Below are 22,232 nucleotides of genomic sequence, written 5' to 3' on the forward strand. Positions count from 1 at the left end.
CACGGTGCTCCTCGCGATCGTGGGGTGGTCAGGCGAGCACGGCGCCCAGGCCGGGCGCGTCGGGGACGACCAGCATGCCGTCGGCGTCGGGGCGCAGCGGCTCGGCGAGCAGGAAGTCACGGCGTTCGGGGGTCCAGCCGCCGGCCGGGTCGTCGGGGAACTCCAGGTACGGCCCGGCGCCGACGCCGGCCGCGACGTGCAGGTTCGCCAGCAGGCCGAGCCCGTTGGTCCAGGTGTGCGGGGTGAAGCGGCGGTGCCGCGCCCGGGCGGCCTCGGCGAGCTGGCGCGCCCGGGTCATGCCCAGCGCGAGCACCACGTCGGCCTGGTAGACGTCGAGCGCGTCGGCCTCGAGCAGCGCCAGGGTCTGCGGCAGCGAGTCGAGCATCTCCCCCGCCGCGATCCGCAGCCCCGGGTTGTCGGCGCGCAGCATCCGGTGGCCCGCGGCGTCGGCGTAGGGCAGCGGCTCCTCGACCCACGCGACGTCGTACTCGGCGAGGCGGCGCACCACGCGGCGGACGTCGGCGAGCTCGAGGGGCTCGGTGACGTCGCCGGCCATCCGCCAGGCCTGGTTGAGGTCGACCATGATGTCGAGGCGGTCGCCGACGGCCTCGCGGACCGCGGCGACGGCGGCGACGCCCTGGCGCAGCCGCCGGGGGTGCGCGCGGATCTTCACGGCGCGGATGCCCTGCTCGACGAGCCGGTGGGCGTCCTCGGCGCGGCGGCCCGGCGCCTGCTCCGAGCACCACGACGCGTAGACCGGCAGGCGGTCGGTGACCCCGCCGAACAGCGTGGCCACCGGCAGCCCGGCGACCTGGCCGACGATGTCCCAGATCGCGGCCTCGAGGGGCCAGAAGCGCCCGGCGTGGAAGCCGACCGACTCGATGCGCCGCACCTGGACCTCGGTGGCCAGCGGGTCGGTGCCGAGGAAGAGCTCGCGGTGGTCGTCGAAGCCGGCCATCGTGTCGCCCGAACCGACGCCCACGACGCCCTCGTCGGTCTCGACGCGGACGATCGTGGCGGCGAACCGGGTGCGCGGCTCGGGGTCCCAGGCCGCGTGGCAGGGCGGGTCGAGCACGGTCTCGCGGTGCTCGAGGCGGATGTCGGTGATCTTCACGGTGCGTCTCTCCGGGGTCGGTCCCGCTCAGTACAGGCGCCGCCGCGACCGGTCGGCAAGAATCCGTGCGGTGAGCGCAAATGACCTGGCCGGGACGCTGCTGCTGGGCACCCACATCGCCGCCGTGTGGTTCTGCACGGGCCTGGTCTGGATCATCCAGCTGCTCGTCTACCCGGGCTTCGCGGTCATGGAGCGGACCGGCTGGGTCGCGCTCCACCAGCGCCACACCCGCCTCATGGGGCTCATCATCGGCGGGCCGTGGCTGGTGCAGGGGCTGACCTGCGCGGTGCTGCTGGTGTGGCGCCCGCCCGGCGTCCCCCTCGTCGCCGCGCTCGCCGCCGGGGTCTGCGGGGCGGCGACGGTGGCCGTGACCCTGGCGATCTCGGTGCCGTGCCACGAGCGGCTGGCGCAGGGCTACGACCCGGACGTCCTCGCCCGCCTCACCCGCACCAACTGGTGGCGGACGGCGGCGTGGAGCCTCGGCGGGGTGGTCGCGCTGGTGATGCTGGTGCTGGCGTGACACGGCCCCGCACCGCGCTGTCCGCGGGGCTGCGCCGCGACATGGAGCTGCTCGACGCGCTGGCCTCCCCCGAGGCCCAGGCGGGCGGGCTCGGCGTGGTGCGCCTGGCCGGCCTCACCGGGCGCGGGGCCAGCCAGGTGTCGCGGGCCCTGGCCGCGCTGGAGGCCGAGGGGCTCGTCGAGCGGGACACCGCGAGCCGGCGCTACGGCCTGGGCTGGCGGCTCTACGCCCTGGCCGCGCGCACCACCGAGGCCCGCCTGGTGCACGTCGCCGGGCCCGCGCTGGTGTCGCTGGCCGCGCGGACCGGGGAGAACGCGTCGCTGTGCCGGCTGCACGGCACCCGGGTCGCGACCGTGCTGACCGCGGACGGGGGCGGCGGGCCCGCGCGGCCCCGGTTCGACGTCGACGAGATCCCGGTCGCGACGACCTCCACCGGGCGGGTCCTGCTCAGCGAGCGCGACGCGGCCGCCGCCCGCGCGGTGGGCGCCGAGCCGGGGGTGCTCGAGCGGGTCCGCGCGGCCGGGTACGCGGTGGTCGACGGCGAGTTCGACCCGGACCTCGCCGGCGCCGCCGCCCCGGTGCGCGGCTTCCACGGCGGCATCGTCGCCGCGCTGACCGTCTCCGGGCCGGCGCGGCGCCTGCGCCCCCACCTCGCCGGGCACGCCGCCGCCACGGCCGCGGCGGCCACCGACCTCTCCGCCCGGCTCGCCTCCCGCCCCATGTGAGCGAACTTCGGGGCTATTGCCCCGAAGTTCGCTCACGTACGGGGCAGGAACCAGATCCCGACGCCGAGCAGCGCGATCACCCCGCCGAGCACGCAGACGCCGGCCCAGCCGCCGGCCGGGTACACCAGCACCGTCGCGCCGGAGGCCAGCGTGCCCCCGGCGAACGTCGAGACCATGAACGCCGTCGTCACCCGGCTGCGCGCCTGCGGGGCCAGCGCGTAGATGACGCTCTGGTGGCTGATCTGCAGCGCCTGCTGGGCGAGGTCGAGCGCGACCACCCCGGCGATCAGCGCGAGCAGCGACACCCCGCCGAGCCCGAGCAGCGCCCAGCTCCCGGCCAGCACGAGCAGCCCGAGCGTGACCACCAGCCGCTGGTGCCCGCGGTCGGCGAGCTTCCCGGCCAGCACCGCCATGCCCGCCCCGGCGAGGCCCGCGAGCCCGAAGAGGCCCACGATCGCCGGGCCGTAGCCGTACGGCGGGGCCGAGAGAAGGAAGTCGATCGAGGTCCACAGGATCGTGAAGCACCCCATGCCGACCGCGCCCAGCGCCATGCGACGGCGCAGCTCGGGCTCGCGGCGCACCAGGCCGAGCACCGAGCGCAGCAGGCGCGGGTAGGTCGCGGACTCGGTGGGCGGCACCACCGGCAGCCCGAGGCGCACGACCACCGCGAGCAGCACCATGACGCCCGCCGCGGCCCCGAACACCCAGCGCCACCCGCCGGCCTCCGCCACGAACCCCGCCACCGTGCGGGCGCCGAGGATGCCGATGAGCAGCCCGCTCATGACGGTGCCGACGACCTGGCCTCGCTCGTGGTCGCCGGCCAGCGACGCGGCCAGCGGCACAGCGATCTGGGCCACCGCGGACGTGACGCCGACCAGCGCGATCGCGGCGGCGAGCAGCCCGAAGCCGGGCGCGGCCGCGGCGAGCGCGAGGACGACGGCGCACGCCGCGAGCAGCACCGTCACCAGGCGGCGCCGCTCGAGCAGGTCACCGAGCGGGACGAGCAGGGCCAGCGCGGTGGCGTACCCGACCTGCGAGGCGGTGACCAGCAGCCCGGCCGTGCCGTCGCCGACCCCGAACGCCTCGCCGATCGTGGTCAGCAGCGGCTGCGCGTAGTAGATGTTCGCGACGGCGGCGCCGCACAGCACCGCGAGCAGCAGCGTGCGGGCGCGCCCGATGGTCGGGGGCGACGTCTCGGCCGCGGTTCCGGTCTCGGCGCTCACCGCACGACCCTGCCCCGTCGATGGTGTCCGGGGCTCATGGTCGAGACGGATCCCACGCCGTCTTCACGCGCGCGTGCGGCGGCGGTGCGGCAGTCCGGCGCGGGCGGGGTCCGGCTCGCCGAGGTCGTCGGACACGGTGACGGTCGCCGGCCCGCGGCGCAGGGTCCCGGACGACAGCGCCGCGCACCGGATGCCGGCACGCCCGCGCAGCGCCGCGTGGGCGCCGGGCGCGAGGACCACGTCCATCCAGGCGCACGGTGCGGCCGGGCGGCCGCCGCCGAGGCGCACGGGCCCGTCACCGGCGTCGATCGCGAACTCCCGCCCGCGCAGGGCCTCGACCTCGAGACCGCGCGTGAGGATCGTGCGCCGCGCGGCGACCGGGTCGAACGGCGCCACCCCGAGCTCCGCGGCCACCGCCTCGAGCGCCTCGACCGCGAGCAGCGTGACCTCCGCGTCCCGGTGCGCCGCCCGTCCCGCGTAGCGGTCGCCCACGACACCGTGGCCGGCGCGGATCGTGATCGTGTCGGGCGTCGTCGTCGCCACCGGCCGCGGCCCGTCGGAGGGACGGCCCTCGTACGCGTGCGCGGGCGAGACGACGAAGCCGACGATCTCGATGGCGGTCACCGCGTCCAGGGTAGGGCGGGTCCGGGGTAGGACTGGAGCCGTGCGGCTGGGCGTCTCCGGAGCGGTGGTCGACGGTGCCTGGTGCCCGGGCGACGTGGACGTCGCCGACGGCCGGGTCGCCGCGGTCGGCCTCCCGGCCGCGCGGGGCGGGCGGATCGCGGTCCCCGGCCTGGTCGACCTGCTCTGCCACGGCTACGCCGGGGTGGACCTGGCGGGCGCGTCGGTCGAGGACGTGGCCACGGTCCGCGCGGCCGCCGCCCGCGACGGCACGACCGCCCTGTGCCCGGCGCTGCTCACCGACGCCCCCGAGCGGACGGTCGCCGCGCTCGGCCGCCTCGACGCCGCGCGGGCGATCGACACGCTGGACGCCCGGCCTCTGGGCGCGCGCCTCCTGGGGGCCCACCTCGAGGGCCCGTTCCTCGCCGCGGCCCGGATCGGCACCCACCCGCCCGAGCACCGCCGCGACCCGGACCCCGACCTGCTCACTCGCCTGCTCGACGCCGGCCGGGTCGACGTCGTCACCCTGGCCCCCGAGCTCCCCGGCGCCGGGACGCTCGTCGACCGGCTCCGGGCGCGCGGTGTCCTCGTCGCCGCCGGGCACAGCGACGCCGACGCCCCGGCCGCGCACGCGGCGGTCGACCGCGGCGTGCGTGCCGTGACGCACCTGTACAACGCCATGAGCGGGCTCTCCCACCGCGCGCCGGGCCTCGCGGCGGTCGCCCTGACCCGCCCCGAGGTGACGGCGACGCTGATCGCCGACGGCCACCACGTCGCCCCCGAGATGCTGCGCCTGGCCGCGGCCGCCGCCCCCGGACGCTGGGCGCTGGTCACCGACGCGACCGCGGCGACCGGGATGCCCGAGGGCCCGTTCCGGCTGTCCGGGGTGCCGGTGACGCTCGCCGACGGGGCGGTGCGCAACGCGGCGGGCGGGCTGGCCGGGGCGGCGGCGCCCCTGATCCGCGGGGTCCGGACGGCCGTCGCGGCCGGGGTGGACCTCGTGGCGGCGGTCGGCGCTGCGACGACGGTGCCCGCCCGGCTCCTCGGCCGCGGCGACGTGGGCCGCCTCACGCCCGGCGCCTCCGCGGATCTCGTCCTCCTGGAGGACACACTGAGCGTCACCCGGGTGCTCGTCGAGGGCCGGGAGATGGACCAGGGGGCCACCACGGAGTGACATCCCGGTGTCACTCGGAACACCCGATTTCTCACGATGGTGTAACGAAATCCCGCCTGTGTACGGTATGTCCGTCGAGCGGCCCACCGATCGGGTGATGACCGTTCGAGGGACCGACCGACGACGCAGGTGAGGTGACGTGGCGAGCAGCCAGGCTGTGCGGAGCAGGCAGGCGAGCGGGGCACCGCCGCACACCTTGGCCTCTGCCGACCCGGCGACCGGTCGCGTGCGCACGCCGTCCCGCCCCCGTCCCGAGGCCCCGCACCGATCGGCTCCGCACCGACCGGCTCCGCGCCGACCGGCCGCGCGCCGCTCCCACGACCCGGATGCCACCACCATCACGCTGCGCGCGGCGATGCTCGCGCGCGAGGCGGCCCGGCAGGCCGTGGGCCCGACGGGCTCCACGGGCACCGGGCGCGCGGGGAGCACGACGGCCACGACGCGCCGCCCCCGGACGCAGACGACCACGGTCGCGGTCCTCGTCCCGGCGCACAACGAGGAGGAGGGGATCGTCGCCACCGTCGAGGGCCTGCTCGAGCAGCAGGTCCCCGAGTGGCTGGAGATCTCCGGCATCGTCGTCGTCGCCAACAACTGCACCGACCGCACCGCCGAGATCGCCCGCCGCTACCCGGTGACGGTCCTGGAGATGCCGGACAACCCGGACAAGAAGGCCGGCGCGCTCAACCACGGCTGGCGCGTCGCCGCCCAGGACGCCGACTTCGTGCTCACGATGGACGCGGACACCGTCCTCCTGCCCGACACCGTCGCGGCGATGGCCGGCGAGCTGCGCGGCAACGCCGTCCTCGGCGCGGTCTGCGCGCGCTACTGGGCCTCGTCCGGCCGCGGCCTGCTCTGGCGGCTGCAGCGCCTCGAGTACACTCGCTACGACGACCTGCGCGACCTCCGGGGCTGGCGCGTCTCCGTCGCGAGCGGCGCGGCCGCGATGTACCGAACGGCGGCGCTGGCGGCGGTCGCGGCGGCCCGCGAGGCCGGCGAGCCGTGGGACGGCGTCTCTCTCATCGAGGACTACGCGCTGACCCTCGAGCTGAAGGCCCGCGGCTGGCGCGTCGCGGCGGCGCGCGGTGCGCACGTCTACACCGACCCGCCGACCACCTGGCGCTCGCTGTGGCAGCAGCGGCTGCGCTGGGGGCGCGGCGGCATGGACGAGGTGCTCAAGCGCGGGTGGTCGCCCGCCACGCGGATCGACTGCCTGTCCTACGTGCTCTTCGCGTTCAGCGTGTTCTTCCGCGTGCTGTTCCTCGCGATGCTCACGCTGATGATCGTCTACGCGGTGCCGTTCCGGTACGCGCTGGTCGGGCTGATCCCGCTCGCCGTGATGTGGCTGGAGCGGATGACGTCGATGTGGCGATTGCCGGAGCGCAGCTGGCGCGACGTGGCGCTGGTGGCGGTCCTGGTGGTCGAGGACTTCTACGGGTTCTTCCTGGAGCTGTGCGCGGTGACGGCGGCCTGGCGCTGCCTCAACGCACGGCGCCAGGCCTGGTAGTCGCGAGTAGTCGAGCGTATCGGAAGGGGACGGACGCAGGGATGTACGGCGAGCACTCGATGTACCTCACCAGCGTGGTCGGCGGCGGCAGCACCGGCCTCGCCCTGGCGGCGGCGACGGGCATCAACGCGATGGCGATGGTGCTGATGGCGGTGACCGTGCTGTTCACCGCGATGTTGCTCGTGCGGATCGTGCGCCGCGGCGCCCGCCTCCGTCGCTGACCGCGTGTCGTTCGACGACCGCCGGCGCAACGTCCGCTCGTTGCTGTTCTTCCTGGTGGCCCTCCTGGGCACCGTCGTGCTGTCCTTCGCCGGCTCCTTCGCCGGCGCCGCGGACCGCGACGTCGCCCTCGGACCCCGCTACTCCCCGACGGCGCAGGACCAGGCGCTCCCGCCGAACCCCGAGGCCCGCCCGGGCCCGCGGGTGGCGCTGACCTTCGACGACGGCCCGTCGCCGCAGCTCACGCCGTACATCCTCGACGTGCTGGCCGCCAAGCGGGTCCGGGCCACCTTCTTCCTCCAGGGCGACAACACCGAGGCCCGCCCCGAGCTCGTCGAGCGCATCCACCGGGAGGGACACGTCGTCGCCAACCACGCCTGGGACCACGCCTGGTTCCCCGACCTCACGGCGGCCGAGGCGGAGGAGGAGATCACGCGCACGAACGAGGTGCTCCAGGACATCACCGGCGTCCGGCCCACCCTGTTCCGCTACCCCTTCGGCCAGCCCTCGCCCGACGGCGACGCCGTGCTCGCCCGCCTGGGCATGTCGAACGGGGTCCACTGGAAGTGGACGTCGAACAAGCCCGGCGACTTCCAGTGCCCGGGCGCCGACGCCCTGGTCGACTACGTCGTCACCGAGGCCACCGACCAGGCGATGATCCTGCTCCACGACGCCGGCGACACGATCGGCTGCCCGCCCGCGCAGCTGGACTACCTGCCGCGCGCGATCGACGAGCTGCGCGCCCGCGGCTTCGTGTTCGGCGTGGTCGCCCCCTCGCCGGTGCCCTCCCCCCTCAACGGGGGCTCGCGCGCGGCCGTGGTCCCGTGATGCGCGTGCTGCTGTTCGTGCTGGCCGTCGGGCTGCTCGCGGCGTGCGCGCCCGCGCCGGCCGCGGAGCGGTTCCCGTCGGGGTCGTCGGCACGATCGGGCTCCGCGGCCCCGGGGTCCGGCCTCCCCGAGGAGTTCGCCCAGCGCCTCCTCGACGACGCCGTGCCCGACCCGCTCGGCGACGACGTGCCCGCGGACCTGTCCGGCGCGTGGGCGTGGACCAGCTCCATCCAGGCCCCGCACCGCCAGACCGACCGCGACGTCGGCGCCGCCGGGGTCGCGCACGGGTTCCTCGCGCTGGCCGCGGCGACGCCCGACCCCGCCGCCCGCGAGCGCTGGCTCGGCGGGGCACGCGGCGCCGGGGACTTCCTGCTCGCGGCCTCGCGCGACGGCCGCGTCCCCGACTACGTCGACCCCGGCGGTCCCGCCGACCGCGCCTACACCTCGTTCGACGACGGCGCGGCCGGCATCGCCGAGGTGCTCTGGCGGATCGGCGAGGCCACCGGCGAGGAGCGCTTCCGCGAGGGCGCTCGCGCGTCGCTGCGGTGGGTGCTCGACCGCGCCGAGGGCGTCGACGGGCTCCCCTGCCCGCAGCGATGCCGCTGGTCGTGGGCCGACGTCGGGGGCGGCGGCGCGCCGTCCTACCGCCACGGGATGGGCGAGGGCCAGTCCGGGATCGTCTACGCGCTCTCGGTGATGGGCGAGCGCCTGCGCGACCCCGAGCTCACCGCCCACGCCGCGGGCGGCGCGGCGTACCTGTCGAGCCGGCTCGACGACGACGGCGGCCTGCCCGAGCGCGACGACGAGCCGCGCCGCAACACGGGCTTCCTGTCGGGCACCGCGGGCGCGGCGTTCGTGTTCCTGCGCATGTACCAGGCGACCGGGGACGAGCGCTGGCGCCGCGACGCGGAGTCGGCGCTGGGCTTCCTCGACCGGACCGCGCAGCCCGCGGGGCGGGGGGTGACCTGGCCGATACTGCTCGGCGCCGGGTCGCAGGCCCTCGTCCCCGACAACCCGAACCGCGCCACCGGCATGGAGGAGGGCGCGGCCGGCATCGGCTGGGTGTCGCTGCAGGCCCACGCGATCCTCGGCGACCCCCGCCACCTCGAGCGCGCCCGCGCCGCCGGGCGCTGGCTCGTCGACGTCTCGCTGACCGAGCCGGTCGGGCGCGCGTGGGCGGAGTACGAGGGCAGCCCGACCGTGCACACCGCCACCAACAGCGGCGCGGCCGGCACGGGCTGGTTCCTCGACTCGCTCGGACGGGTCACCGGCGACGACGAGTTCGCCGGCGCGGCCCGGGCGGCCCGCAACTGGCTGCTCGCCGTGGCGACCCCGGAGCACCGCTGGGGCGCGACACGCCAGGCCGGGCGATGGACCCTCCCGGGCGAGCCGTCGTGGCACTGGGGGTCGGCCGGCGTGATCGGCTTCCTGACCCGGATGGCCGGCGGGCCCGTCGACAGCCCCGGCATGCAGGAGGTGCTCGTCCCCCTCGAGGGCTCCGCGGGCGATTCCGGGAATTAGTTCCCGATCGCCCACCGCCCCCACCGTCACGGGGGGCGTTGACTCGATGTCACCCGGCGCCGTGTGCCGGGATCGAGTCGGGGATCGAGGAGGTGCCGTGACCGTCGTCGACCTGCTGGTGCTGGCGGTGGTGGCGATCGCCGCGCTGCGCGGCTGGCGCCGCGGGGGCACGGGGCTCGTGCTGCGGGCGGCGGGCGCCGTGGCCGGTGTGCTGCTGGCGGGCGCGCTCGCCCGCTGGCTCGTGCCGATGCTCGTGACCACCGACGACGGCATCTCCCGCGGCGCGCTCGTCCTCGGCGCCGCACTGGTCGGCGCGCTGGTCGGCTGGGGCGTGGGCCGCCGGCTCGGCGAGGCCCTCGCCCGGCGCACGGGCGGCGGGTGGCGCCGCCCCGGCCTGCCCGACCGCGTCCTCGGCGTCGCCGCGCACGGCGCGCTGGCCCTCATGCTGCTCGTGCTCGCCACCGGCATCGTCACGGCGATCGGCCCGGCAGGCCTCGGTGACGCCGCGCGCGACAGCGCCGTGCTGGGCGCCGCCGCCGAGCGCCTGCCGAACCCGCTGGTGCTGCTGCCGACCGAGGCGCCGACGCTGGCCGACGGGGGCACCCGATGAGGGCGCCCGTGACACTCCCCCGCCTCGCCGGCGGCGGCGCGCTGGTGCTGCTGCTCCTGACCTGGTGGGGCACCGGGTCGTTCCTCCTGGCCCTGCTGGTGGTCGTCCTCGTCGCCGCGACCGCCGCCGGCGCCTGGCTGTTCGTGTCCTGGAGCGGCCGCTCCGCGCGGGGGCACGCGGGCGGCGGCCCGTCCGCGGTGGCCGACGCCCTGCCCACCGCCGACCTCGGGCCGGCCTCGGCCGGCGAGCGCGTGCGCCGGACGCTGCGCGGCGTGCTCGGGCGCCCGTGGGTGCACGGCGACGGCCTGGTCCGCGCCGCGGCGCGCCGGCTCGCCTCCGAGGAGGCGCTGGTGTGGACCCCGCGCGGCCAGCGCGTCACCGCCCCGCACCTGTGGGTGGAACTCCACCCCGACGACCTCGCCGACGTCGCCGCCCGCTGGCCGCTCGAGGTGCTGGCCGACGAGCTGCTCAACGGCTACCTGGAGCACGCGCGCGGCACCGAGGCGCGCCGTCTGGCCGAGCGCACCTTCCTGCACCTGCTCGCGGGCCCCGACGTCCCCGTCGGCCGCGTGCTCGTCACCGCCGCGTTCTCGCGGCCCGCCGCCACGCCCGCGGCGACCACGTCGGCGACCGACCCGACCCCCACGTCGCTGTCGGCGCCCCCCGTCCCGGCGGGTCCCCCCTCCCCGCCGGGACCGTCCGGCCCGGCCGTGGCGGGGGCAGCCGCACGGCCGGGTCCGGCGCTGCCCGTCGCGCGGGTGGCACCACCACCCCGGCCTGCCCCGGCGCGGGGGCCGGCGGGGGTTTCCCGGGACTCCGTCGGGGGGTCCCGGGAAGCCGGTGGTGGGCATGGTGCGGGTCCGCGGACCGTCGTCCACCGCCGCGACGACGCCACCGTCACGGCCCCGGCGCGGGTCGGTCAGCAGATCGGTGCGCAGGTGGGCACGCAGGTCGTCGAGCGGCCGACGCTCGTCGAGCGGGTCGTCGCGACGGCGCGGGGTGCGGGGCGCCCCGGCGTATCGTGGCGTCGACCGGCGAACCCTCGCCGCAGCGGAGGCGCGTGACGCGCTCCCGCTCTCCGGCCGACCGGGAGGTGGCGTGACGCGACCCGTCGCACGCCCGGCCCGGGCCGGCCCTCCGCAGGCGCCCTCCCCCCGCCTGCCCGTCGGCGGTCTCGCCGTGCTCGACGTGCGTACCGAGCACACGCAGTCGGTGCCGTGGGGCGAGCGGATCACGATCGGCCGCGGTGACGCCACCGCCCGCGGGCCGGGGCAGGGCGGCGCACGCCACGTCCCGGTCCCCGACGACCGGGTGTCGCGGCTCGCCGCCGAGATCGAGGTCCGCGACGACGCGTACCTGATCATCAACCGCCAGCGCCACGGCGCCCTGCTGACGCTCTTCGTGCCCGGGGTGCCGGGCAAGGATCGCATCCGCGCCGGCAACGGCCTGCTCGTCCGCGACGACCGCTCCTCGCTGGGCCTGTGGTTCCCGGACGGCCAGGAGCTGACCCTGGCGCTGCTGCGCTTCGCCCCCACCGCCGGCGCGGGGCCGACCACCAGCGGCGGGCTCGCGGGCGGCCGCACCATCGACACGTCGCTGCCGACCGCCGAGACGTGGTGGTCGGTGCTCGTCGCCGCCTGCGGCCCGACGATCATCGCCGCCGCGTCGGCGCCGGGCAGCGTGCCCCGCGACGTGCACGGCGACGCCGAGCAGATCGCCGACTGGCACCGCGCGGAGGGCCGCCCCGCGCCGAGCCCGAAGACCCAGAGCGAGGCGTTCCGGCACGCCCAGCGCTGGCTGCGCGGGCTGCGCCTCAACGACAAGACCCGGGGCTGGCGCATCGCGGTGGTCGAGCAGGTCATCCACCTGCGGCTGGTGACCCTGGACGACGTGCGCCTGCTCTTCCCGAGCCAGGTGCCGAGGTCGGGTCCTACCCGTCCGTGAGGTCCCGCTCGGGCAGCGGGCCGAGGGTCGCGAACGCGTCGAGGTAGGGCTCGACGTCGCCGCGCACGGTCCACGCGCGCAGCTGGTCCGCGGAGCGGCGGGTCATCAGCGCGCGGGCGAGGTCGAAGTCGCCGGCCCGCAGCTCGACGGCGGCGTCGGCGGGCTCCCCCGCCGAGCACCACGACCACTGCTCGCCGACCAGCGCGATCGGCGGGAGGCCGGCGTCGAGGCGCGGGGCGAAGCGCCCGACGAAGCGGTCGCGCAGGGCCGCCATGGCCGGGGTGTCGCGGCCGCCGGGCACACCGAGGGCGCCGCGCAGGTCCTGCTCGTGGATCGTGACGTCCCCGAGCGGGCGGGTGCCGTGCTCGGCCATCCAGGCGCACAGCGGCTCCGCGACGACCTCCCACTCCGCCACGAGCGCGGCGACGTCACGCCCGCGGCGGGCGTCGACCTGCCGCGCCGTCCACTCCTCGTTGTGGTCGTCGGGCTCGTCGCCGGCCAGGACGTCGGCCCCGAGCCCCACCATGTGCGAGAGGAGATCCCGCACCGTCCAGTCCGGGCAGGCGGGCACCGTCGTCTCCGCGCGCTCCGCCGTCAGGCCGCTGACCAGCGCGATCACGCGCTGTTGCGCACGGCTCCACTCCGCGATGTCGTCCACGGAACGACCATCCCACCGGTCCCCGACGTTCGCTCACCGTACGAAGAACCGACCGGACGCCCCGGTGGGCGACTCACACGACCGCTTGTCAGTCTCGTGACCGGCCGTAATGCGTTGTGTGTCACTCAGTTGTGTCAGAGTGGACGAATGTCACGCGAGGGGGACGCGACGAGTCCGGAGGGTGGTCCGGCCACTCCAGCCGTCATACGCCAAGCACCCGGGTACCTGGCCCGCCGCCTGCACCAGGCCTACATCGCCGCCTGGGCCCGACGGGTCGATCCGGTGCTGACCGGTCCGCAGTACGCCGTCCTGGTGACGGTGGACGCGCATCCGAGGCTCGACCAGGGCTCGCTCGCCCACACGGTCATGCTCGATCGCTCGACGATGGCCGACGTCTGCCGGCGCCTCGAGGACCGCGGGCTGATCGAGCGCACCCAGGCCCCGGCCGACGGCCGCCGCAAGCTCCTCGGGCTCACCGAGGAGGGGCGCGCCGCCCTCCAGCGCCTCCGGGACCGGGTCTCCGCGCTCGAGAACGAGCTCATGGCCGAGCACGCGGCCGGCGTCACCGAGCTCCTCGAGCGTCTCGACGCCCTGTCCCGCCGCTGGGAGACCGTCGCGACGGGGTCGTCGGGCTAGCTGCCGCTCCGGCGCCGGCTGCGCATGAGCACCAGCGCCACGCCCGCCACCAGCGTCGCGGCCAGTGCGATCGTGAAGATCGTCCACGGCAGCAGGGCCCCGCTCGCGAGCGCGAACGCGCCGAAGTACAGGGTGACCAGCGCGTAGAGGACGACCTGGACGCGACACAGGAAGCGGTTGCGGTCGGTGTCGCGCGGCGGCCACGTGATGCCCGGCATGGCGGCACCGTATCCGGTGCCGCCGTGCGCTCCGCCGTCGAGGGCTCACGCCACGGCGGGCTCGGGTCGCCCCGTCTCCCGGGGCTCGTCCACCGGCGCGGCCGTCACGGGCACGTGGCGGAAGGCGACCGTGGCGACCGCCGCGAGGCCGGCGAAGATCACCGCGCCGACCGTGGCGGCGACACCGAGCCCCGCGGTGAAGGCGGCCTCCACCGCGCTCGCCACCGCGGGCGTCGGACCGGCGGCGGCCACCTCGGTGAGCCCGCTGCGGGCCGCGTCGGCCTGCGCGGCGGGCGTGCCGGGCGGGAGCACGAGGACGTCGCGGTAGACCGCGGTGGCCAGGCTCCCGAGCGTCGCCACCCCGAGCGCGATGCCCAGCTCGCCGCTGGTCTCGGAGAGCGCGCCGGCCGACCCCGCCTTCTCCTCGGGGACGGAGCCGACGAGCAGGTCGGTGCCGAGCGCGGTCGGGAGCGCGATGCCGACCGAGGCCAGCAGGAAGCCCGCGAGCAGCACCACCGTGCCGCCGCCGGCGCCGGCCCCGAGCAGGCCCACGACCGCGAGACCCACCCCGCCGACCAGCAGCCCGGCCGCCGTCACCCGGGCCGGCCGGATCGAGCGCGCGAGCCGCGGGGCGAGCAACGACGCCACCACCATGGCGGCCTGCAGCGGCGCGAGCACCAGGCCGACGGTCAGCACCGACAGCCCGGCGACGAGCTGCAGCCACAGGGTGAGCAGCAGGAACGTGCCGGCCATGACGACCCCACCGCCGAGGTTGATGCCCAGCGCGCCGGCCGGGGCGCGGTGACGGAACAGCCGCAGGTCGAGCAGCGGGTCGTCGAGGCGGAGCTGGCGGCGGACGAACAGCGCGCCGAGGCCGGCCCCGGCCGCCAGCGCCACGAGGGCGCCGGGTTCCGGGCCGGACACCGCCAGCGACTTGAGCCCGTGCACCACCGGCAGGACCGCGCCCAGCGACAGCGCGACGCTGGCGAGGTCGAGACGCCCGGCGGCGGCGTCGCGCGACTCGGGCAGCAGGACCGGGCCGAGCACCAGCAGCAGCACCATCACCGGCACGCCCATGAGGAAGGCCGCGCCCCACCAGAACGTCTCGAGCAGCACGCCGCCGATCAGCGGGCCGACCGTCATGCCGCCCATGAAGCAGCTCATCCAGATCGCGATGGCGGTGCCGCGGGCCCGCGGGTCGGGGAACATGGTCCGGATCAGCCCGAGCGTCGAGGGCATCAGCGTCGCCCCCGCGATCCCGAGCAGCGCGCGGGTCGCGATGAGCATCGCCGGGCCGGTCGAGAACGCCGCGGCCACCGACGCGACCCCGAAGGCGGCCGCCCCGATGAGCAGCAGCCGGCGGCGACCGATGCGGTCGCCCAGCGTGCCCATGGTGACGAGGAAGCCGGCGATCATGAAGCCGTAGACGTCCATGGCCCAGAGCTGCGCGGTCGGCCCGAGGCCGAGCTCCGCGGACAGGGCGGGCAGCGCCAGGTAGAGCACGCTCATGTCGAGCGAGAGCAACAGCGTCGGGAGCGCCAGGACGGCGAGCCCGATCCATGCGCGGCGTCCGGTGGTCGCGGTGGTCATGGGGGCGACGCTAGCAGCGTCTGATTCTTTCGAACAACTCTGTGGTTGTTTTTTCGTACTGACGGGATGGCTGGGTACCGTGCCGACGTGCCGCCCGCGCCCGCCGTCGACCACCTCGTCGTCGCCGCCGAGGATCTCGCTCAGGGCGTGCCCGCCCTCGAGGCGCAGCTCGGGGTCCGGCTCGCGGCCGGCGGCCGGCACGCCGCGTTCGGCACGCACAACGCGCTGCTGGCGCTCGGCGACGCCACCTACCTCGAGCTGATCGCTCCCGACCCCGACGCGCCCGCGCCGGGCCGCCCGCGGTGGTTCGGCCTCGACACCGCCGCGGTCCGGTCCCGGCTCGGCGACGGCCCGCGCCTGCTGCACTGGGTCGCACGGCCGTCGCCGCTGCCGCCGGGCCCCGACGACCACGGCGAGCGCCTCCGCCTCTCCCGCGACGCGCTGGCCTGGACGGTGACCGTGCCGGCCGACGGGTCGCTGCCCGGCGACGGCAGCGGTCTCGTCCCGTCACTGATCGCCTGGGACGGTGCGCACCCGACCGACACCCTCGAGGACGTCGGCGTCCGCCTGGACCGCCTCGTCGTGTCCTCGCCCGACGCGGCGGGGCTGCGGCGGCGCCTCGCCGCGCTCGGGCTGTCGGGCTGCGTCACCGTCGCCGACGGTCCCCCGGACCTGCGGGCGGAGCTGAGGACGCCGGCCGGCCCCGTCGTCCTCGGCGGGACCTGACGGTCAGCGCTCGGGCCGGAGATCGCCGGGCGCGATCTCGGCCCGCTGACCATCGGTCCCCGCGCGCCGGGTCCGGCGTCGAGCGACCTCCCCCACGAGCCACCGCGCGACGTCGACGAGCTTGAGGTTCGTGCCCTGGGAGGACTCGACGAGCATCTCGAACGCCTCGGTCTCGTCCACGGCGAACCGTTCCATCAGCACGCCCTTGGCCTGACCGATGATGTCGCGGCTGTCGACGGCCCGCGCCAGGTGCACGGCCTGCTCGCTGCCGTGCAGCAGCATCGCCGCCTGCACGCCGTAGAGCCCGGCGGTGAGGCGCGCCTCGAGGTCGAAGACGTGGGGCTCGGCGGCGTAGAGGTTGAGCGACGCCCGCATGGGGCCGACCGTGGCGAGCTGGGCGGAGAGCATCGACCGGAAGCCCGCGGTCACCGCCGCCGGCGCGAACCGCGGCCACCGCTCCCGGTCGACTCCGCCCAGGTCGTGGGCGATGACGACGCCGTCCTCGGCGGGGCTGTCCATCGCGGTGATGCTCGGCCCCTCGTGGAGCTCACCCTGGAGCCGGTCGAGCTCGGAGATGCCGCGACTGGTCGGGTTCCGGGTGTCGACGATCCCGTCCTCGCTGACCGAGATGCCCCCGGCCGTCGCGCCGGGGATCGTCTCGACCGCGGCGGCGACGATGTCCGACAGCGTCTGTTGGAGGTCCCGGATGCCCCGTCGCTCGAGCAGGGTCTGGGCTGCCTTGCGCAGAGCGATGACGAGCTGCTCGGCCTGGCCCGGGTGCACGCGGTTCTCCCCCATCTCGACGGTCGCTACGGAACCGGGACAGCACAGGGAGACGACGTGCCGCAGGTCCTCCGGGCGCACGACCGACGCCCCACCCCGGACATGGGTGCGAGCGGACGCGCACGGCGAGGGACCTGGCGAGCGCACGGCGACGAGCCCGCGCCCCGATCCACGAAGCGGCCGTCTGTTCGACCGCGGCCCGGGAATTCTAGACAGAGCCGGACGCGGCGGCGCCGCGGGACACGGCGACGTCGACGGCGCCCGTCGGACGGGAGCCGCCGCCCGTCGCCCTGCTCCCGGGGCTGCACGTACGGAGGAGTCGGGCTCTCCCACGAGGACGATCCGGATCTCTCGGAGCGTCTCGCCTCAGGTGGGTGCGCGGGGTCGTCCGCCGGGGCGGGGTCGTCGTGTGGTGTCGATGTACCAGGGCGGGGTGAACCACGGCCGACCCTCGGTCATGGTGATCGTCCAGTCCCCGTGGTGGACCAGCTGGTGGTGATACCGGCACAACAGGCACATGTTCTCCACCGCGGTCGCCCCGCGGTCCCGGAACCACTCTGCGATGTGGTGGGCCGCGCAGCGCCGCGGGCGGCGGGTGCAGCCGGGGAACGCGCAACCCCCGTCGCGCAGGTTCAGCGCCCGCCGGATCGCGTCGGGGGCGGTCCGCTGCGCGCGCCCGACGTCGAGGGGTTCGGACTTGGCGCCCAGGATCATGGGGAGGATCTCGGCGTCGCAGGCCCAGCGGCGCACGGTGGCGGCATCGACGTGGTGCCCGGAATCCAGGGTCCCGTAGCCACCGGTGTCGGTCAGGGCTGCGCAGAGCCAGCGGTGATCGATCGTGACGGTCAGCAGCGCGCGACCGGGGCGCTCGGTCCAACCCCGCCCCTCGCTCGCCGGGCGCGGTTCGGGGATCAACGCCCACGGCGCGTCGGGCTCGGATGGGTCCCCGGCCGGCTCGTCGTCGGCGGGCTCGTCGTCGGCGCGGGTGTCCTCGCCGTCCAGCGCAGCGTCGCCTTCGGCAGCCTCGTCGCCGTCGCCCGCGTTGTCGCCGTCGCCCGCGTTGCCGCCGTCGCCCGCATTGTCGGCGTCGGTCGCGTCCCACGCGTCATCGCCGACGTCGCCCACGTCGCCGGCGCTCACGTCGTCGCTGCTCGCGTCGTCGTCGGTGGCGTCATCACGGGTCGCGTCGTCGTCGGTGTCGTGGCGGGTGTCGGTCGCGAGACCGCGGGGGCCGCGGGCGTCCTGGACCAGGTCCTTGAACGCATCAGCCTGGCGCTGCTCCAGCGACCGCTCATCCCCGGCACCGGCCGGCGCGGACAGCACCCCGAACACCTCCACCACCGCCTCGGCGTCCAACGGGTCGTGCAACCGGCCCTTGAACACCAGCGACCCGTCCCGGCGGCGCAACAACACCACCTCGTCGCGCGACCCCTCCCCCTCCGGCGGTGGGGCGGCGCCGTCGGGGTCGTGGGCATCGAGGAACTTCCTGGCCAGCACCCGCAACATCCGCGGCGGCAACAACTCCGCGTGCTCGGCCAGCGTCCGCTCGACCCCCGCCCACACCTCAGGTGGTGGCGGGGACACCAGCCCCGAGAGCCGGGTCATCGTCTCCCGGATGACCCGCACATGCCCCGGATCGATCACCCCCGCCGCCAGCGCCGCCCCGGTGCACGGCAGCACCGCCGGCAACACCTCCCCCAGCAACGACGCCCGCGGGCACAGCTCCGCCGCCTCGGCGACCAGCCGCTTCGCCTCGGCATGGTCCAGGTTGTCGCGGTCGGCGAGCAGCGACTCCACCGACCGGTACCCGGTGCCGGCCACGACACCGGAGTCGGCGAGCGCCGCGATCGCCTCCAGCCGCCGGAAATAGCCGCGCCGCTGAGCGAGCACCGCCGCGGCGGCGCGCCCGAGCACCGCACGCTCGCCCGCCCCCACCCCGCGTTCGCTCACGTGTTCGAACCTACCGCCGACCCCCGACACTCCGAGGCCGATTCGCCGGGATCGCCTCAGCAACAGGCACGCCGATCATGCCTACCTGCCGTTCGCCGCCACCACCGTTCCAGCGAAAGGCACCCCCCACCCGTCCACCCGACCCAAGGTGCCCCTCGCTCAGAAACCCGCCCCACCCGGCCAGCAATCCCGGCGCATCGGCGCCGACTCCGCACGGTGCGGAATCGACCGACGACGAGGCGCGACGCGCCCCCGAGAATGGCCCCGAGAATGGGCTCGACGATCATCTGGAACTGCTCCCCCCGCGCTACGTTCCTCCCTCCGATACCGATCGAGGAGGTCCGCCGTGAGCACGACCCTGCCGGGAACCCGCAACGAGAACGCGCTCATGAGCGCCATCGAGCGGTGGAACGCGAACGATCTCGACGGCTATCTCGATCTCTACACCGACGACGTCCGGCTCCACGGATTCGCGCCCGAGCCCTTGGACAAGAACGCCACCCGCGCGTTCTACGAGGGACTCTTCGCCGCGTTCCCCGGGAACCGGATCGAGCTGCACGAGACGTTCGGCGACGGTGACCGGTTGACGAGCCGGTTCATGCTGTCGGGCCGGCACGACGGCGACTTCATGGGGATCCCCGCCACGGGCCGGGAGATCGTGATGCCGGGCATCACGATCCTGCACTTCCGCGACGGCCGGTGCGCGGAACGGTGGACGTGCTCGGACATGCTGAGCCTGCTGATCCAGGTCGGCGCCGTCCCGCCGCCGGGCTAACGGGGACGCGCGCGGAACTCGCCGGGACTCACACCGGCGACCTCCCGGAACGCGCGGTGCAGCTGCGCCTCGCCGCCGAACCCGCACCGGGCGGCGACGGCCGCGATCGGGAGGTGCGGCTCGGCCCGCAGCACCGCCTTCGCGCGGCGCACCCGCTCGTGACGCAGCAGCTCGCGCAGCGACCGCCCCTCCGGCGCGAGGACGCGGAACAGGGTCCGGCGCGAGATGTGACAGGCCGCCGCGATGTCCTCGGCGCTCACGCCCGGCCGCCCCGCGGCGCGGGTGATCGCGTCGTGCACACGCTGGCGGTCCGCGGCGTCGGTCCCCGCACCCGACCCGCCCGCCAGGCCCAGGGCGTACTCGAAGAGGCCGACGGCGTGCGGCACCAGACCGGGCGTGAGCCGGCCGTCCTGCGCCTCGCGGGCCAGCCCGACGAAGAAGTCGGTCACCAGGCGGCCGGGACCGGGCCCGCCGAGCGTCACCGCGGTCGCGTCGCGCACGCGGGCCGCCGGCAGCGCGGCGCGGGGCACCTGGACGACGAGCTGACGGAAGGGGCCGCCGAACTCGAGGGTGTACGGGCGGGTGCTGTCGTAGAACGCCATCGACCCGGCCCGCAGCCCGGCGACACGCCCGTCCTGGCGGACCTCGCCGAAGCCCTCGAGCTGGATGCTCGCGAGCAGGTAGTCCTCGTGGCTGCGGGCGATCAGCGAGCGGGTGCGGTCGACGCGCTGGGCGTCGGCGGTCACCGTCGACAGCTCGACCTCGTCGAGGGCCCGGTGCGCGATGGAGCCGGCGAACGGCCCCGGCAGCACGGGGCGCGCCGAGAGCTGCACGAAGGCGTCGCAGATGAGGTCGCGCCAGTAGTCGAAGGCGTGGTCCTGATCCACGGCGCTCGTGGACCACTCGGCCGCGGCCGGGGTGGCTCCCATGCCTCCGGCATCGAACCCCGCGGCGATCCGGTTGTCCACGCCCGACCCGTGATGGTTGCCGATCGGTGCTACTCCGCTATCGTGCAGTACTCTTTTCGTACCGTGCACGGCGAGGAGGTCCCGCCATGACGTCGCTGCCCCTGCCCGACTCCGCCCTGCCGCCCGTGGTGTCGCCCGAGGAGTGGGCCAGGGCCCACGAGGAGATGCTGGTCAAGGAGAAGGAGTTCACCCGCGCCCGCGACGCCCTCGCCGCGCAGCGCCGGCGGATGCCGATGACGCGCGTCGACACCGAGTACCGCTTCGAGGGCCCGGAGGGCGAGGTCGGCCTGCTCGACCTGTTCGGCGGCCGGCGCCAGCTCCTCGTCTACCGCTTCTTCTTCCAGCCCGACGTGGAGGGGTGGCCGGACAAGAGCTGCGCGGGCTGCTCGTACCTCGCCGACAACGTTCCGCACCTGGCCCACCTCCACGCCTGGGACACCGCCTTCGTCATGGTCTCGCCCGCCGGGCAGGACAGGATCGCCGCGCTGAAGGCGCACATGGGCTGGGAGCTCACGCCCTGGTACACGCTCGTCGGCGACGGCTTCAGCCGCGACTTCGGCGTCCCCGAGATGTTCGGGATCAACGTCTTCCTGCGCGACGACCACGACCGCGTCTACCGGACCTACTTCGTCAACGGCCGCGGCGTGGAGCCGCTGCTGCCGACGCTGTCGATGCTCGACCTGACCGCCCTGGGGCGGCAGGAGACCTGGGAGGACACGCCCGAGGGCCGTCCCCAGCTCCCGCCCTACCGCGCGGAGCGCCACGACGAGTACACCTGACGGCCCGGCGAGCACCCCTCGAGCTGGGCGCGCCGGACCGGGTCGGGTCGGGTCACCCGTGGGTCTGCCCGGTCTCGCCGGCCACCATCGCGGAGTACGCGGCGAGCAGCGCGACCCACCCGCCGCCGCCGTGCTCGATCGCGCCGTGGACGCCCTCGCCGCCGACGAGGCGTTCGAAGTGGCGCTGCTCGACCTCGACCGTGGTCTGCTCGGGGCCGTCGACGTGGAAACGGACCTCGATCTCGCTGGCGTGGGCGGGGTCGGGATCGAACTGCCAGTCCCCGCCGATCTGCCAGGTGAACAGGACCCGCTCCGGGGGCTCCCAGGCGAGCACCCGACCCCAGTCGCACTCGCTGCCGTCCACCCCGAGCTCGAACCACCGGCCGCCCTCCCGGGGCTCCAGGACCACGTCGGCGACCTCGACCGCGCCGATGTGGTACTGCGGCGGCCACCAGGCCCCGAAGTGGGCGGTGAACAGCTCGAAGGCGCGCTCACGGTTCACGTTGACGGTGGTCTTGCCCTCGATCGCCGGGATCGGTGTGGTCATGGCGTCCCCCTCGTGGAGTGGTCGTCGTCGGCGACCGGCGCGACGCCGTCGTCGGCGACGGTCTGTTCGGCGTACTTGTGGAAGTCGGTGAGGGCGTGCTCCCACACGCCCTCGAGCCAGCCGCGCAGCGCGGCCACGCCCTGCGGGTCGAGGCGGTAGATGCGCCGCGTGCCCCGGGCGTGGGCGACGACCAGGCCGCCGTCCTTGAGCGCCTTGAGGTGCTGCGACACGGCCGGGCGGCTGATCGGGAGCTGCTCGGCCAGGTCGCCCACCGAGCTGGGCCGGCGCGCCAGCATCTCGAAGATCGCGCGGCGCATCGGGTCGCCCAGCAACCCGAGCCCGGCGTCTCCGTAAGCCGCCATGAACGGTAAGCCCAGAGCGACCGATGGCGGAGTGAAAGGGGTTCTCCCCGCCGTCGGCCCCTGACCGCGTCTCACCGACGGGGACGCTGTGGATCGGCCAGGGCCCGGTGGCGACCGGTGGCCGTACGCCGGCGGTGGGCCTGCTCGCCGACCCCGACACCCCACCGAGGTCGCGACGACCGCGAACGCCGGCGCCGCGACGAGTTCGGCCAGGACATCGGGGGCACGCCCACGTCCT

Annotated in this window: 25 protein-coding genes; 14 read left to right on the forward strand and 11 right to left on the reverse strand. The window is 75.8% G+C overall.

From position 1 onward, the window contains the following. Positions 1-28: 28 nt before the first annotated feature. A complete protein-coding gene (locus ACFPK1_RS13445; protein ID WP_378021442.1) occupies positions 29-1,114 on the reverse strand; it encodes a mandelate racemase/muconate lactonizing enzyme family protein in 1,086 nt (361 codons plus the stop codon). 70 nt (positions 1,115-1,184) lie between these two features. On the opposite strand from ACFPK1_RS13445, the gene ACFPK1_RS13450 reads away from it, so the two are divergent. Continuing rightward, entirely contained in the window at positions 1,185-1,634 is a 450-nt protein-coding gene (locus tag ACFPK1_RS13450; protein ID WP_378021443.1) for a hypothetical protein, read from the forward strand. Further along, positions 1,631-2,359, forward strand: coding sequence for an IclR family transcriptional regulator (locus tag ACFPK1_RS13455; RefSeq protein WP_378021444.1), 729 nt, complete (start codon positions 1,631-1,633; stop codon positions 2,357-2,359). The genes ACFPK1_RS13450 and ACFPK1_RS13455 overlap by 4 nt, the downstream gene beginning before the upstream one ends. A gap of 32 nt (positions 2,360-2,391) precedes the next feature. Here ACFPK1_RS13455 and ACFPK1_RS13460 read toward each other — a convergent pair whose 3' ends face one another. Beyond that, positions 2,392-3,582 (reverse strand): MFS transporter, encoded by a 1,191-nt coding sequence (locus tag ACFPK1_RS13460; RefSeq protein WP_378021445.1) that lies wholly within the window; start codon positions 3,580-3,582, stop codon positions 2,392-2,394. 63 nt (positions 3,583-3,645) lie between these two features. Next, positions 3,646-4,206 carry a molybdenum cofactor biosysynthesis protein gene (locus ACFPK1_RS13465; protein WP_378021446.1) on the reverse strand — a complete coding sequence of 187 codons (561 nt, stop codon included), beginning with the start codon at positions 4,204-4,206 and terminating at the stop codon, positions 3,646-3,648. A gap of 40 nt (positions 4,207-4,246) precedes the next feature. Between ACFPK1_RS13465 and ACFPK1_RS13470 the strand changes: the two genes are divergently transcribed. The 8 genes from ACFPK1_RS13470 (at position 4,247) to ACFPK1_RS13505 (ending at position 12,002) form a co-directional block, all read left to right on the forward strand. Then, entirely contained in the window at positions 4,247-5,377 is a 1,131-nt protein-coding gene (locus ACFPK1_RS13470; RefSeq protein ID WP_378021447.1) for an N-acetylglucosamine-6-phosphate deacetylase, read from the forward strand. A gap of 355 nt (positions 5,378-5,732) precedes the next feature. Further along, positions 5,733-6,881, forward strand: a complete 1,149-nt coding sequence (locus tag ACFPK1_RS13475) for a glycosyltransferase family 2 protein (protein ID WP_378021448.1) — start codon at positions 5,733-5,735, stop codon at positions 6,879-6,881. A gap of 41 nt (positions 6,882-6,922) precedes the next feature. Next, positions 6,923-7,102, forward strand: coding sequence for a hypothetical protein (locus tag ACFPK1_RS13480; RefSeq protein ID WP_274203612.1), 180 nt, complete (start codon positions 6,923-6,925; stop codon positions 7,100-7,102). Positions 7,103-7,106: 4 nt separating this feature from the next. After that, the gene (locus ACFPK1_RS13485; RefSeq protein ID WP_378021449.1) at positions 7,107-7,928 is read left to right on the forward strand and encodes a polysaccharide deacetylase family protein; all 822 of its coding nucleotides are present in this window, start codon (positions 7,107-7,109) and stop codon (positions 7,926-7,928) included. Then, a complete protein-coding gene (locus ACFPK1_RS13490; RefSeq protein WP_378021450.1) occupies positions 7,928-9,448 on the forward strand; it encodes a lanthionine synthetase LanC family protein in 1,521 nt (506 codons plus the stop codon). Before ACFPK1_RS13485 ends, ACFPK1_RS13490 begins: the two co-directional genes overlap by 1 nt. A gap of 97 nt (positions 9,449-9,545) precedes the next feature. Then, positions 9,546-10,058 (forward strand): CvpA family protein, encoded by a 513-nt coding sequence (locus ACFPK1_RS13495; RefSeq protein ID WP_378021451.1) that lies wholly within the window; start codon positions 9,546-9,548, stop codon positions 10,056-10,058. Between the two features lie 8 nt (positions 10,059-10,066). Further along, positions 10,067-11,122 (forward strand): hypothetical protein, encoded by a 1,056-nt coding sequence (locus tag ACFPK1_RS13500; RefSeq protein WP_378021452.1) that lies wholly within the window; start codon positions 10,067-10,069, stop codon positions 11,120-11,122. A 34-nt stretch (positions 11,123-11,156) separates the two neighbouring features. Continuing rightward, the gene (locus ACFPK1_RS13505; RefSeq protein ID WP_378021453.1) at positions 11,157-12,002 is read left to right on the forward strand and encodes an FHA domain-containing protein; all 846 of its coding nucleotides are present in this window, start codon (positions 11,157-11,159) and stop codon (positions 12,000-12,002) included. Here the strand turns inward: ACFPK1_RS13505 and ACFPK1_RS13510 are convergent. Next, positions 11,989-12,660: a maleylpyruvate isomerase family mycothiol-dependent enzyme gene (locus ACFPK1_RS13510; protein ID WP_378021454.1), complete on the reverse strand. Its 672-nt coding sequence runs from the start codon at positions 12,658-12,660 to the stop codon at positions 11,989-11,991. The two genes, ACFPK1_RS13505 and ACFPK1_RS13510, sit on opposite strands and share 14 nt — an antisense overlap. 282 nt (positions 12,661-12,942) lie before the next feature. Here ACFPK1_RS13510 and ACFPK1_RS13515 point away from each other — a divergent pair, with 282 nt between their 5' ends. Beyond that, positions 12,943-13,296, forward strand: a complete 354-nt coding sequence (locus ACFPK1_RS13515; RefSeq protein ID WP_378021455.1) for a MarR family transcriptional regulator — start codon at positions 12,943-12,945, stop codon at positions 13,294-13,296. Here the strand turns inward: ACFPK1_RS13515 and ACFPK1_RS13520 are convergent. Continuing rightward, positions 13,293-13,514 carry a hypothetical protein gene (locus ACFPK1_RS13520; RefSeq protein ID WP_378021456.1) on the reverse strand — a complete coding sequence of 74 codons (222 nt, stop codon included), beginning with the start codon at positions 13,512-13,514 and terminating at the stop codon, positions 13,293-13,295. The genes ACFPK1_RS13515 and ACFPK1_RS13520 overlap by 4 nt on opposite strands. Positions 13,515-13,559: 45 nt before the next feature. Next, positions 13,560-15,104, reverse strand: coding sequence for an MFS transporter (locus ACFPK1_RS13525; RefSeq protein WP_378021457.1), 1,545 nt, complete (start codon positions 15,102-15,104; stop codon positions 13,560-13,562). An 87-nt stretch (positions 15,105-15,191) separates the two neighbouring features. On the opposite strand from ACFPK1_RS13525, the gene ACFPK1_RS13530 reads away from it, so the two are divergent. Then, the gene (locus ACFPK1_RS13530; protein WP_378021458.1) at positions 15,192-15,830 is read left to right on the forward strand and encodes a VOC family protein; all 639 of its coding nucleotides are present in this window, start codon (positions 15,192-15,194) and stop codon (positions 15,828-15,830) included. A 3-nt stretch (positions 15,831-15,833) separates the two neighbouring features. On the opposite strand, the gene ACFPK1_RS13535 is transcribed toward ACFPK1_RS13530, so the two are convergent. Together ACFPK1_RS13535 and ACFPK1_RS13540 are read right to left on the reverse strand one after the other, a co-directional pair. Next, on the reverse strand, positions 15,834-16,628 hold the full coding sequence (locus ACFPK1_RS13535) for an ANTAR domain-containing protein (protein ID WP_378021459.1): 795 nt from the start codon (positions 16,626-16,628) through the stop codon (positions 15,834-15,836). A gap of 351 nt (positions 16,629-16,979) precedes the next feature. After that, positions 16,980-18,563: an HNH endonuclease signature motif containing protein gene (locus tag ACFPK1_RS13540; RefSeq protein ID WP_378021460.1), complete on the reverse strand. Its 1,584-nt coding sequence runs from the start codon at positions 18,561-18,563 to the stop codon at positions 16,980-16,982. 346 nt (positions 18,564-18,909) lie between these two features. Between ACFPK1_RS13540 and ACFPK1_RS13545 the strand changes: the two genes are divergently transcribed. Further along, on the forward strand, positions 18,910-19,338 hold the full coding sequence (locus ACFPK1_RS13545; protein WP_378021461.1) for an ester cyclase: 429 nt from the start codon (positions 18,910-18,912) through the stop codon (positions 19,336-19,338). Here ACFPK1_RS13545 and ACFPK1_RS13550 read toward each other — a convergent pair. Next, complete coding sequence (locus tag ACFPK1_RS13550) at positions 19,335-20,267, reverse strand: AraC-like ligand-binding domain-containing protein (protein WP_378021462.1); 933 nt, start codon at positions 20,265-20,267, stop codon at positions 19,335-19,337. The genes ACFPK1_RS13545 and ACFPK1_RS13550 overlap by 4 nt on opposite strands. Before the next feature lie 125 nt (positions 20,268-20,392). Here ACFPK1_RS13550 and ACFPK1_RS13555 point away from each other — a divergent pair, with 125 nt between their 5' ends. Further along, on the forward strand, positions 20,393-21,085 hold the full coding sequence (locus ACFPK1_RS13555) for a DUF899 domain-containing protein (RefSeq protein ID WP_378021463.1): 693 nt from the start codon (positions 20,393-20,395) through the stop codon (positions 21,083-21,085). 52 nt (positions 21,086-21,137) lie between these two features. Here the strand turns inward: ACFPK1_RS13555 and ACFPK1_RS13560 are convergent, their stop codons facing one another. Together ACFPK1_RS13560 and ACFPK1_RS13565 are read right to left on the reverse strand one after the other, a co-directional pair. Further along, on the reverse strand, positions 21,138-21,632 hold the full coding sequence (locus ACFPK1_RS13560; protein WP_378021464.1) for an SRPBCC family protein: 495 nt from the start codon (positions 21,630-21,632) through the stop codon (positions 21,138-21,140). Next, the gene (locus tag ACFPK1_RS13565) at positions 21,629-21,994 is read right to left on the reverse strand and encodes an ArsR/SmtB family transcription factor (protein WP_378021465.1); all 366 of its coding nucleotides are present in this window, start codon (positions 21,992-21,994) and stop codon (positions 21,629-21,631) included. The genes ACFPK1_RS13560 and ACFPK1_RS13565 overlap by 4 nt, the downstream gene beginning before the upstream one ends. Between the last annotated feature and the right edge of the window lie 238 nt (positions 21,995-22,232).

It is taken from the genome of Actinomycetospora rhizophila (assembly GCF_042657905.1).
Classification (GTDB): Bacteria; Actinomycetota; Actinomycetes; order Mycobacteriales; family Pseudonocardiaceae; genus Actinomycetospora; species Actinomycetospora rhizophila.

Coding starts and splice junctions, on each gene's coding strand:
- ACFPK1_RS13475 (WP_378021448.1), top strand. CDS start 5,733: ATGCTCGCGCGCGAGGCGGCCCGGCAGGCCGTGGGCCCGACGGGCTCC.
- ACFPK1_RS13480 (WP_274203612.1), top strand. CDS start 6,923: ATGTACGGCGAGCACTCGATGTACCTCACCAGCGTGGTCGGCGGCGGC.
- ACFPK1_RS13490 (WP_378021450.1), top strand. CDS start 7,928: ATGCGCGTGCTGCTGTTCGTGCTGGCCGTCGGGCTGCTCGCGGCGTGC.
- ACFPK1_RS13520 (WP_378021456.1), bottom strand. CDS start 13,514: ATGCCGGGCATCACGTGGCCGCCGCGCGACACCGACCGCAACCGCTTC.
- ACFPK1_RS13525 (WP_378021457.1), bottom strand. CDS start 15,104: ATGACCACCGCGACCACCGGACGCCGCGCATGGATCGGGCTCGCCGTC.
- ACFPK1_RS13535 (WP_378021459.1), bottom strand. CDS start 16,628: ATGGGGGAGAACCGCGTGCACCCGGGCCAGGCCGAGCAGCTCGTCATC.
- ACFPK1_RS13550 (WP_378021462.1), bottom strand. CDS start 20,267: ATGGGAGCCACCCCGGCCGCGGCCGAGTGGTCCACGAGCGCCGTGGAT.
- ACFPK1_RS13555 (WP_378021463.1), top strand. CDS start 20,393: ATGACGTCGCTGCCCCTGCCCGACTCCGCCCTGCCGCCCGTGGTGTCG.
- ACFPK1_RS13560 (WP_378021464.1), bottom strand. CDS start 21,632: ATGACCACACCGATCCCGGCGATCGAGGGCAAGACCACCGTCAACGTG.
- ACFPK1_RS13565 (WP_378021465.1), bottom strand. CDS start 21,994: ATGGCGGCTTACGGAGACGCCGGGCTCGGGTTGCTGGGCGACCCGATG.